The organism is Ignavibacteria bacterium, from assembly GCA_015709655.1.
GTDB lineage: Bacteria > Bacteroidota > Ignavibacteria > Kapaibacteriales > Kapaibacteriaceae > OLB6.
In genome coordinates this window covers 1,127,644-1,140,354 of the sequence record CP054181.1, presented here as the reverse complement: position 1 = coordinate 1,140,354, position 12,711 = coordinate 1,127,644, and the positions used below count along the sequence as shown (strand labels likewise).

Annotated in this window: 3 protein-coding genes and 1 tRNA gene; all 4 read left to right on the top strand. The window is 56.4% G+C overall.

Annotated features, from left to right (window positions below):
• The first annotated feature begins 116 nt into the window (after positions 1 to 116).
• Positions 117 to 202: transfer RNA gene (locus tag HRU79_04615), tRNA-Leu, on the top strand.
• Positions 203 to 475: 273 nt separating this feature from the next.
• Positions 476 to 2,614, top strand: a complete 2,139-nt coding sequence (locus HRU79_04610; protein ID QOJ25967.1) for a hypothetical protein — start codon at positions 476 to 478, stop codon at positions 2,612 to 2,614.
• The gene (locus tag HRU79_04605) at positions 2,611 to 6,243 is read left to right on the top strand and encodes a T9SS type A sorting domain-containing protein (GenBank protein ID QOJ25966.1); all 3,633 of its coding nucleotides are present in this window, start codon (positions 2,611 to 2,613) and stop codon (positions 6,241 to 6,243) included. Before HRU79_04610 ends, HRU79_04605 begins: the two co-directional genes overlap by 4 nt.
• Before the next feature lie 337 nt (positions 6,244 to 6,580).
• The gene (locus HRU79_04600; protein QOJ25965.1) at positions 6,581 to 12,346 is read left to right on the top strand and encodes a T9SS type A sorting domain-containing protein; all 5,766 of its coding nucleotides are present in this window, start codon (positions 6,581 to 6,583) and stop codon (positions 12,344 to 12,346) included.
• Positions 12,347 to 12,711 lie beyond the last annotated feature (365 nt).

Genomic DNA, 12,711 nt, shown 5'->3' with positions numbered 1-12,711 from the left:
TGATGTGGGCTTCGATATCATCGTTTCCGGCCCTGCTGGCAGAAAAATGTCATAAACCGACATTTTTTTTTATTTCGACTTTAATATTTCCGGTAATGTATTTTTGACAAAACTTCGCTTGGATGGCGGAATTGGCAGACGCACGGGACTTAAAATCCCGTGTTCCGTAAGGGACGTGCGGGTTCGACCCCCGCTCCAAGCACAAAGAGTGTCACATTGACCCACAAATGCGCAAGTATGTCAGAAGCGCAATTATGACAGGACAAACTGTCGTATCCCCTTTAAAAATCAAAGACTTGCATAAGTTAATTTGTTGTGTAACCTTTGCAATCCTGTCTTGTTACATTCAAGTCAGTTGCAGTGTGTAATTATAGCAGTCGTAAAAACCCTGACTGTCTGAATTGCGCATTTGCTGACAATTAGGATTGTATTTAAACACAAAAAATTTATTTATTTACACAGGAGTAATCCAACCATGAGATGCAAGTCAGTACTCTCTTCGGTTATTCTTACATCGGCCATACTACTGCTTTGCAGTATGCAATTGGCAGAGGCGCAGAATTACGTGACGATCCCGGGCGTAACCGGAGGGCAGCAGCGCACGAACTATTTCTATGAGTACAATTATCCAAATTTGACGCAGTACATCTTTGGAAACTATTCGTACTACGATTACTACAATCGCGGTTATGATGAGTTTATCGTAACAGCTGCGGACATGAAGAAGGCCGGACTGTGTGCCGGACCGCTTGCCGGTCTCGGGATGCAGTTTGTACATGTACCCCAGGAGTATCAGGGTTCGATGCGGATTTTCGTGAAGTCAATTGGTTCAACATACCTGGGGCAGTTTAACGGTTCTGCCCAAGGTGGGTATCCGTATTACTACACACACTGTATTCAGAAAATTGGTGGCGTTATTCAGCCGCAGACGAATGTAGTTGAAGTCATGAATACCAGTAGCTGGAGTCTGCCGGTAGTTGGAGAAGGCGACACAACCTGGGTAGATTACGAGTTTAATGGAAATCAGTTTGTATGGGACGGGAAGAGCAATATTGCCATTGGCCTCCTTAACTGCCGTCCTACCAACATAACCCAGAACGGTCAGTATGCCACATTTATGATCACCGAGGTTAACCCTCCGGCTCCCGGTCAAAGTTATTACGCATACCCACCGTGGTTCCAGGCATTCACGTATTACTATTACAATCAGACAGATTGTAATTATCTTGAATACAGCTATACATGGCCGTATTTGTACTATTACCAATACAATCCTAACTATGAATACGGTTATCGCTGGTTCCGACCGCTGGTGCGTCTTGCCATTAAATCAGGCGTGACCCAGTCGTACCCTGATGACATCGACCCCCGCCGTATTCTGCGTGCCGGTGATGTGTACAAGGGACAGGACAGAAACCATCCGAAGCCGTCGCTCACGTTTTATGAGCAACCCAGTCAGCTGTTTACCATTACGTATAAAATAGTTGGACCACTTCCCAGTACGAACACGGTGTACACCGCAACGTGGGGTGGCAATTCGTCGTACACGTTCACGGGCACAAGCTCGGGTGAGAAGCAGATCACGATGACGGGTGCCACGGGTTTGTACGCTAATTCAGACGGTTCTTTGAACCTCACCAACGCCACCGGTGGCAGCTACCGTGTGGAGGCCACCGTGAACTCGGGAGCCTGTGGTCTGCAGTCATGGTATAAATCGTTCATCGTAGCGTTCCAGAATGACGTTGCGATGTCGCAGATCCGCTCGCCACAGCCAGTACCAAAGAAGAACCCGCTGAACGTGACCACACCGCTGTCGTGTCAGATTCAGAACGTTGGTCTTGATGACGTGACCGAGGTGGACCTGACGGTTGTTATCCGTACCTATCCCGGTGGGCAGAAAGTCTATGAAGGCAGCACCACCTGGGAAGGAGTTCTTGAAACCGGAGCACGCGCCAGTGTGGACTTCACGGGCGCCCCGTTTGTGCCGACGGCTGTGGGACGCTATAGTGCCGAGTACTGTGCCACTCTTAAAAATGCGTACGATCTCCAGACCGGCAACGACTGTCTGCCACTTGCCGGCCAGACCCACATCTTTGAAGTCAACTACAACCAGGAGGGTGCTGCCGACGCCATTACGATACCGGCCTCCGGCAAGGAATACTACGCCAACCGTCCGTTCCAGCCAACTGGCCAGATTCGCAACAACGGTATTCTTGACGGCTCGAACTGGCCGGTGCTGATGGAGATTTTCCGTCTGCCGGGCATGCAGAAAGTGTACAGCGAGCAGATTGTCCTGCAGTCGGTTGACGCTACGGCACCGCAGAACTTTGCCACGGCGGTATTTCCGCTGTTCACGCCCGACCAGGGTGGCAGCTACCGTGCCTGTATGACGCTGAAGACCAACGACCCCGAGCCTGCAAATGACCAGGTGTGCTACACCTTTACGGTTCTGGGCAACATGGAGGGCAAGTACACCATTGGCCTGCTGAACGGTGGCAAATCAAACAACTATGCAACCATCGACCAGGCTGTCAGTGACCTGTACCGCCGCGGCGTGTCGGGTCCTGTTACCTTCGAGCTTACCGACGAAGCTACACACTTAACGGTACTGTGAATACCGGTGGTGTAGCTCTTGACCTGACGGGCTACATCTCTGGCATGAGCGGCACCAACACGGTCACGTTCCAGCCATCGCTGGAGCGGAGCCTGACGCGCGGCTCAATAGAGATCACGCTGAACTCCACCAACGGCATTGGCGTTCTGTTTGGTCAGAACCTGATGCCCACCAACCAGCAGGCGTTGGGGCGTGAGTTCCCAACGGTGCGCGCCTACTCGAACTCGGCGGGCAACTTCATCTTTGACGGCGGCTCGCAGAAGTCCATCCGCATAACCTTAAATGCCACGACACCGTTCCGTGCCCCGTTCTATCTGGGCGACGGCTCGCAGTCCATCAAGCTCCGCAACATGATCATCGGCAATGCTGCAGGCACCTCGCCGAGCTATGCCAACTCACTGCCGCGGGTGTTGTTTACCAACGGACAGTTCACCTTTGAAGCCGACCAGCGTTCTGTTGGCGGCGTTAGCCACACCTACTCGGGTGGTATCGTTGACCGTAACAAGGTACCGGTGGGTATCACGGGCAACAACTCTGAGCGTCTGGACACCACAGCCGGCAGCGGCAACGAATACAGCGGCAACGAGATCAGCGGCTTTGGCTACGGTATCGTCTCCTTAGGTATCGGCACGCTGCTCAAGGGCGGTGTCAACGAGTTTCGTCCGTACTACAGCACGGGCACCCAAATCAACCACAACGTGATCTATGATGTTGGCCGTGCCGGTATTGCCGCGGGCTATCAGGACAAGCTGCAGGTTAAGGGCAACCGCATCTACGGTGTGGGCAGCAGCTCTGAGGTTGCTGGCAAGGATGGCGCTGCGGTGCAGGGAGCCCCAGCCGCCGACGATGCCATGGGTATCCTCCTTGGCGGTGTTAACCAGTACAACGTGCAGAACGCCGTGGTCTCGGGCAACGAGATCAGCGGCATCCGTGGCACCTACATGAGCCGCGGCATCGTCATCGAGCAGGTGCGCAACGCCTACCAGTCGGTGTCGGCCTCCGGCGGGATGTACTACGCACCGTCGTCGGCCGAGCGTACGCTGGTGACGGGCAACACGGTCTGGGGTCTGTCACGGGGCAGCACCATGGGCAACCTTGGCGGCATCCACCTTCTGACGGGTCGCAACGGTGCCTCGCTGGAGACGCCGGCTTCTGCCGACTACTTCACGCGTGGAGACACGGTGGCCAACAACACGGTGGTGATGACCGATGACAAGGTGCAGAGCACCAGCAGCATGATTGCCGGCATTGCCATTCAGCACGGTAACGGTACCGTCGTGGTCAACAACGCCATCGCCATGCTGGGCTCCTCCACTGCCAGCAAGAGTGTCCATGCGGGTTTACTCTACCAGGGCACGATGTTCCGCAACCAGAAGGTTAACACATGGTATCTGGGCAGCGGCGCCCCTGCGGCCCTGGTGTCGAACTACAACGCCTACTATACGCCGCAGAGCTCGGTAGCCTACATGATGGAGATCAGCGCCGGCAGCGAAGTTGTCTGGGAAGGCACGCCGGACGAGTTTCTGACCATGGACCAGTGGCGTAACTGGACGGGTCAGGACATCAGCAGCGTTACGGGCAACTTTGTCAGTGAATTTGAATATCAGGGAGTCGCCCCGGCACAGAAACTGCGCGTGAAGATCACGCCGCAGCCGCCAATCGGCTCTGTTCTTAACGACCGCGGCATCCGCCTGTCATCGGTGAAGACCGACATTGACGGACAGACGCGCGGCGCCGCCGGCCTGGGCTACGACATAGGTGCCGATGAGTTTGACGGCCGGAGCTACGTCAGCGACCTTGAGAGCATCGACATTCTGAGTCCGAAGTCGTACAAGGCCAGCAGCGGCATCACCAGCGATGCCGAGTACATCATGACGGCCGCCCCTGTTGACGTCTCGGCACGCATCCGCAACAACGGCGGACTGCCGCGTACGGGTGCCGACATCCGTGTGCGCATCTGGCTGGAGAGCCCTGTGAGCAACAACAACAACCTGTCGGTGCCGCAGTGGAATGCCAATCCTGTTGTGGACCGTACCTACAAGCTGGATCTTAACAGCGGTGCCAGTGCCGACATTACCTTTGGCATCCAGGGCTTTACGCCGCAGACCTACCAGCAGTTGCCGACCTATGCCGTACCGGGCCGTTTCAGTGCCATGAGCCTGAACGTAACGCCGCGCTACCGCGTCGAGGTTACCACGCCGAATGATCAGAACAATGCCAACAACAGCGTCAGCAAGGTGCTGCGCTTCTTCATCAAGCGTTCGCTTACCAGCATCATCGTCTCTGGCCGCAACGTTGGCACGGTGCTGGGCGTGGGGTCATCGTCCAATGAAGTTGCCGCCCGCCTCAACAGCGACAGTCTGCTGAAGGGCTTAAACGACCTTGGCTTCTACAACAACCCTGCGGGCATGATGTTCAGCTACGACGTCATGGACCGCTCGGCCTGGGAGCCGCGCGCCGTGGACTACACGATTTACCGCACGCTATTCTGGTCCCACGATCAGAACGGCTTCAGCATCAGCGAGCGTAACGACCTGCGCAACTTTGTAGCAGCCGGCACCTCGCGTGACAAGAAGAACCTGGCCGTAGGCAGTCAGGAGCCCACGCGGAAGCACATCGGCAACAGCATTGCCGCAGACGAGAACTTCGTGCACACGGTGCTGCGCGCCGCCCATCAGGCGCCGGGCACACCGCTGACGCCGAACTATGACGGCAAGAAGATCGTTGGTCGTGGCATCGCCCGCAACACCGAGGAGACCATCAGCAAGACGAGCTATGCCGGTGACGCCTCGCCGCAGCCGGCGCTTGTGAAGCTCTACTCTGACGGCACCACACCGGGCATAGCCCTGGCCTCGTACAGCTACAAAAAAGGTGACCGCAGCACCACCGACTCGATTGCCGGCAGTGCCACCGCCTCGCTGACCTCCAACAGAGTGTTCCTGGGCGTGGACTGGCGTCACTACGGTCGCACGGGTGCCTTCACGGGTGTGGAGCGTGTGCTTCGCGGCGTGATTGACTTCTTTGAAACCAACGGCGGCACGGTAGTGCCTGTGGAACTGCTGAGCTTTGACGCCCGTGGCCGCGGCAGCGATGCCGACGTGTTCTGGTCCACGGCCAGTGAGCAGAATGCCGACCACTTTGCCGTCGAGCGCCGTCGTGCCGACGATGTTACCGCCGGTGACGCCGCCGCCTGGAGCACGGTTGCCACCGTTGCCGCCGCCGGCAGCAGCACCGAGCGTCGTGACTACAGCATTGTGGACCGTGACCTCAGCAGTGGCCTCTACCAGTACCGCCTTGTGAGCGCCGACCGTGACGGCTCGCAGTCGCGCAGCGGCATCGTGGAAGTGCTTATAGGCTCTGACGGCACGCTGCTGAGCATCGAGAGCGTGCAGCCGAACCCCGTGCGGACCACCGCCGTGGTCACGCTGCAGCTTGCCGACGCCGGCACCGCCGACATCGCCGTGGTTGACATGCAGGGCAAGACCGTTGCCAGGCTCTACAGCGGCACCCTGCCGCAGGGCATCAGCACGGTGGACCTCTCGGCAGCACCGCTGGCCAGCGGCACCTACACCGTAGTAGCCACCGTTAACGGTCAGACTGTCACCACCACCATCAGCATCGTTAAGTAAAACCAACCACGGGGGCTAAGTATGACGTAGCCCCCTTCATAAATTCTGATCAATAAAGCCACCGGTATCATGCCGGTGGCTTTTTTTGTTCCGGGGGCTCAGCGCGGAGTATCTGCCTACGTAGCATCCGGTTGTTTGGGCAAGGAAATTCCAGAATAGAAGCCGGAAAAGCCAAAATGACAGAAAGTGACCTTTTGTCTTGCATATATTGACAGATAGTTGTAAGTTATACTCTTAGCAGTCATTACAAACGTCAAGGTGACAGTAGCAATCTGCTAAAATGACACTTATTACGATAATCAACTATCATACATTCATGCAATTGAGAGGTTCATTTATGAATTTTCAATCGTTACTCCGAAGCATAATCCTGTGTTCGGCTCTGTTGCTGCTTTTGGGCTGGCAGGGGGCTGAGGCACAGAAAATGACCCCCATACCAGGATACTCTGGTGGGCTTATGTGGCCCAATGATTATTATGAAGGTAACTATCCGGGACTTACCAGGTACCTATATGGGTATTACCCATACTACGACTATTACACCCGAGGTTACGACGAGTTTATCGTAACTGCTGCCGACCTGAAGAAGGCAGGTTTGTGTAGCGGACCGCTGGCCGGGTTAGGTATGCAGTTTATTCATGTACCCAAAGAATATCAGGGTTCGATGCGGATTTTTATTAAATCTATCGGCAACAAGTATCTGCATGAATACAATTATCGTATTCCCGGTGGGCGTCCTTACTACTACACATACTGCATTCAGCGAAACGGGAATAAAATAGAGGCTCAGACTGGTGCCGTTGAAGTTATGAATACCAGTACCTGGAGTCTGCCACTGGTAGCTCAGGGTGACACAACCTGGGTTGACTACTGGTTTAACACTGGTGATGACTTCGTTTGGGACGGGACCAGCAATATTGTTATCGGGATGCTAAACTGCCGGCCACAGGAAACAATACAGTATCAAAATGCCATTTACATGGCAACAGAAATCAACCCACCAGCTCCGGGCAGGAGTTACTACAGCTACCCGGCATGGCTCCAGGCATATTCATATTATTATTATTCGCCAACGGATTGTAACTATCTCATGTACAATACCTTCCCGTATATGTACTGGTATCAGTACAATCCCAACTATGACTATGGATACCGCTGGTTCCGCCCGTACATTCGTCTGGCTGTGAAGTCAGGTGTTGTACAGTCGTTCCCTGATGACATCGACCCGCGCCGTATTCTGCGTGCCGGTGATGTGTACAAGGGTCAGGACGCAAATCATCCGAAGCCGTCGCTTACATTTTATGAGCAACCGGGACAGCAGTACACGGTTACATACAACATCATAGGTCCTTTGCCGAGTACGGATACGGTATATACGGCATTATGGGGTGGTTCGCCATCATATACGTTTACCGGCACGAGTTCCGGTGAGAAGCAGATTACGATGACGGGAGCAATGGGCTTCCTTGCAAACTCTGATGGTTCTTTGAACCTCACCTATGCCACCGGTGGCAGCTACCGCGTGGAAGCCACGGTGAACTCGGGATCCTGCGGCCTGCAGTCATGGTATAAATCGTTCATCGTAGCGTTCCAGAATGACGTTGCGATGTCGCAGATCCGCTCGCCACAGCCAGTACCAAAGAAGAACCCGCTGAACGTAACCACACCGCTGTCGTGTCAGATTCAGAACGTTGGTCTTGATGACGTGACCGAGGTGGACCTGACGGTTGTTATCCGTACCTATCCCGGTGGGCAGAAGGTCTATGAAGGCAGCACCACCTGGGAAGGAGTTCTTGAAACCGGAGCACGCGCCAGTGTGGACTTCACGGGCGCCCCGTTTGTGCCGACGGCTGTGGGACGCTATAGCGCCGAGTACTGTGCCACTCTTAAAAATGCGTACGATCTCCAGACCGGCAACGACTGTCTGCCACTTGCCGGCCAGACCCACATCTTTGAAGTCAACTACAACCAGGAGGGTGCTGCCGACGCCATTACGATACCGGCCTCCGGCAAGGAATACTACGCCAACCGTCCGTTTCAGCCAGCCGGCCAGATCCGCAACAACGGTATTCTTGACGGCTCGAACTGGCCGGTGCTGATGGAGATTTTCCGTCTGCCGGGCATGCAGAAAGTGTACAGCGAGCAGATTGTCCTACAGTCGGTTGACGCTACGGCACCGCAGAACTTTGCCACGGCGGTATTTCCGCTGTTCACGCCCGACCAGGGTGGCAGCTACCGTGCCTGTATGACGCTGAAGACCAACGACCCCGAGCCTGCAAATGACCAGGTGTGCTATGACTTTACGGTTCAGGGCAACATGGAGGGCAAGTACACCATTGGTATGCTGAATCTTACCAAGAGTAATAACTACGCAACAATTGAGCTTGCGGTTGATGACCTGTACCGCCGTGGCGTGTCGGGTCCTGTTACCTTTGAGCTTACCGACGAATCGTACACACTTAACAGTAATGTGAACACCGGTGGTGTAGCTCTTGACCTGACGGGCTACATCTCGGGCATGAGCGGCACCAACACGGTCACGTTCCGTCCATCGCTGGAGCGGAGCCTGACGCGCGGCTCAATAGAGATCACGCTGAACTCCACCAACGGCATCGGCGTTCTGTTTGGCCAGAACCTTTCGCCCACCAACCAGCAGGCGTTGGGGCGTGAGTTCCCAACGGTGCGCGCCTACTCGAACTCGGCGGGCAACTTCATCTTTGACGGCGGCTCGCAGAAGTCCATCCGCATAACCTTAAATGCCACGACACCGTTCCGTGCCCCGTTCTATCTGGGCGACGGCTCGCAGTCCATCAAGCTCCGCAACATGATCATCGGCAATGCTGCAGGCACCTCGCCGAGCTATGCCAACTCACTGCCGCGGGTGTTGTTTACCAACGGACAGTTCACCTTTGAAGCCGACCAGCGTTCTGTTGGCGGCGTTAGCCACACCTACTCGGGTGGTATCGTTGACCGTAACAAGGTACCGGTGGGTATCACGGGCAACAACTCTGAGCGTCTGGACACCACAGCCGGCAGCGGCAACGAATACAGCGGCAACGAGATCAGCGGCTTTGGCTACGGTATCGTCTCCTTAGGTATCGGCACGCTGCTCAAGGGCGGTGTCAACGAGTTTCGTCCGTACTACAGCACGGGCACCCAAATCAACCACAACGTGATCTATGATGTTGGCCGTGCCGGTATTGCCGCGGGCTATCAGGACAAGCTGCAGGTTAAGGGCAACCGCATCTACGGTGTGGGCAGCAGCTCTGAGGTTGCTGGCAAGGATGGCGCTGCGGTGCAGGGAGCCCCAGCCGCCGACGATGCCATGGGTATCCTCCTTGGCGGTGTTAACCAGTACAACGTGCAGAACGCCGTGGTCTCGGGCAACGAGATCAGCGGCATCCGTGGCACCTACATGAGCCGCGGCATCGTCATCGAGCAGGTGCGCAACGCCTACCAGTCGGTGTCGGCCTCCGGCGGGATGTACTACGCACCGTCGTCGGCCGAGCGTACGCTGGTGACGGGCAACACGGTCTGGGGTCTGTCACGGGGCAGCACCATGGGCAACCTTGGCGGCATCCACCTTCTGACGGGTCGCAACGGTGCCTCGCTGGAGACGCCGGCTTCTGCCGACTACTTCACGCGTGGAGACACGGTGGCCAACAACACGGTGGTGATGACCGATGACAAGGTGCAGAGCACCAGCAGCATGATTGCCGGCATTGCCATTCAGCACGGTAACGGTACCGTCGTGGTCAACAACGCCATCGCCATGCTGGGCTCCTCCACTGCCAGCAAGAGTGTCCATGCGGGTTTACTCTACCAGGGCACGATGTTCCGCAACCAGAAGGTTAACACATGGTATCTGGGCAGCGGCGCCCCTGCGGCCCTGGTGTCGAACTACAACGCCTACTATACGCCGCAGAGCTCGGTAGCCTACATGATGGAGATCAGCGCCGGCAGCGAAGTTGTCTGGGAAGGCACGCCGGACGAGTTTCTGACCATGGACCAGTGGCGTAACTGGACGGGTCAGGACATCAGCAGCGTTACGGGCAACTTTGTCAGTGAATTTGAATATCAGGGAGTCGCCCCGGCACAGAAACTGCGCGTGAAGATCACGCCGCAGCCGCCAATCGGCTCTGTTCTTAACGACCGCGGCATCCGCCTGTCATCGGTGAAGACCGACATTGACGGACAGACGCGCGGCGCCGCCGGCCTGGGCTACGACATAGGTGCCGATGAGTTTGACGGCCGGAGCTACGTCAGCGACCTTGAGAGCATCGACATTCTGAGTCCGAAGTCGTACAAGGCCAGCAGCGGCATCACCAGCGATGCCGAGTACATCATGACGGCCGCCCCTGTTGACGTCTCGGCACGCATCCGCAACAACGGCGGACTGCCGCGTACGGGTGCCGACATCCGTGTGCGCATCTGGCTGGAGAGCCCTGTGAGCAACAACAACAACCTGTCGGTGCCGCAGTGGAATGCCAATCCTGTTGTGGACCGTACCTACAAGCTGGATCTTAACAGCGGTGCCAGTGCCGACATTACCTTTGGCATCCAGGGCTTTACGCCGCAGACCTACCAGCAGTTGCCGACCTATGCTGTTCCGGGCCGTTTCAGTGCCATGAGCCTGAACGTAACGCCGCGCTACCGCGTAGAGGTTACCACGCCGAATGATCAGAACAATGCCAACAACAGCGTCAGCAAGGTGCTGCGCTTCTTCATCAAGCGTTCGCTTACCAGCATCATCGTCTCTGGCCGCAACGTTGGCACGGTGCTGGGCGTGGGGTCATCGTCCAACGAAGTTGCCGCCCGCCTCAACAGCGACAGTCTGCTGAAGGGCTTAAACGACCTTGGCTTCTACAACAACCCTGCGGGCATGATGTTCAGCTACGACGTCATGGACCGCTCGGCCTGGGAGCCGCGCGCCGTGGACTACACGATTTACCGCACGCTATTCTGGTCCCACGATCAGAACGGCTTCAGCATCAGCGAGCGTAACGACCTGCGCAACTTTGTAGCAGCCGGCACCTCGCGTGACAAGAAGAACCTGGCCGTAGGCAGTCAGGAGCCCACGCGGAAGCACATCGGCAACAGCATTGCCGCAGACGAGAACTTCGTGCACACGGTGCTGCGCGCCGCCCATCAGGCGCCGGGCACACCGCTGACGCCGAACTATGACGGCAAGAAGATCGTTGGTCGTGGCATCGCCCGCAACACCGAGGAGACCATCAGCAAGACGAGCTATGCCGGTGACGCCTCGCCGCAGCCGGCGCTTGTGAAGCTCTACTCTGACGGCACCACACCGGGCATAGCCCTGGCCTCGTACAGCTACAAAAAAGGTGACCGCAGCACCACCGACTCGATTGCCGGCAGTGCCACCGCCTCGCTGACCTCCAACAGAGTGTTCCTGGGCGTGGACTGGCGTCACTACGGTCGCACGGGTGCCTTCACGGGTGTGGAGCGTGTGCTTCGCGGCGTGATTGACTTCTTTGAAACCAACGGCGGCACGGTAGTGCCTGTGGAACTGCTGAGCTTTGACGCCCGTGGCCGCGGCAGCGATGCCGACGTGTTCTGGTCCACGGCCAGTGAGCAGAATGCCGACCACTTTGCCGTCGAGCGCCGTCGTGCCGACGATGTTACCGCCGGTGACGCCGCCGCCTGGAGCACGGTTGCCACCGTTGCCGCCGCCGGCAGCAGCACCGAGCGTCGTGACTACAGCATTGTGGACCGTGACCTCAGCAGTGGCCTCTACCAGTACCGCCTTGTGAGCGCCGACCGTGACGGCTCGCAGTCGCGCAGCGGCATCGTGGAAGTGCTTATAGGCTCTGACGGCACGCTGCTGAGCATCGAGAGCGTGCAGCCCAACCCCGTGCGGACCACCGCCGTGGTCACGCTGCAGCTTGCCGACGCCGGCACCGCCGACATCGCCGTGGTTGACATGCAGGGCAAGACCGTTGCCAGGCTCTACAGCGGCACCCTGCCGCAGGGCATCAGCACGGTGGACCTCTCGGCAGCACCGCTGGCCAGCGGCACCTACACCGTAGTAGCCACCGTTAACGGTCAGACTGTCACAACCACCATCAGCATCGTTAAGTAAAACCAACCACGGGGGCTAAGTATGGCTTAGCCCCCTTCATAAAAAAAATTAACAGAGATTGTCGTCTATCAGAACCTTCACAAGGGCAACCCAATCAGCAAAATCTTTGTAATGAAAAATCACGGAGGTATAAAAAGTTAGCATACGAATAAATATTGACTTCAGAAGCGGCTGAAACCATGTAAAAGTTTTATCGAGATGTGAAGTGAGAATAGTAATCAGCCATTGCGACATAAAAAGCCGTCAAAATCGCCTCGTATCAGAATTTTGTGATTAGCAGCATTCCGGGCCAAAATTTATTTTTTGTACGCCTAACTATTTGAAAATAAACCAGATAGCCCCGAAAAAACATATTGTTTGATATC

Coding starts and splice junctions, on each gene's coding strand:
- HRU79_04610 (QOJ25967.1), top strand. CDS start 476: ATGAGATGCAAGTCAGTACTCTCTTCGGTTATTCTTACATCGGCCATA.
- HRU79_04600 (QOJ25965.1), top strand. CDS start 6,581: ATGAATTTTCAATCGTTACTCCGAAGCATAATCCTGTGTTCGGCTCTG.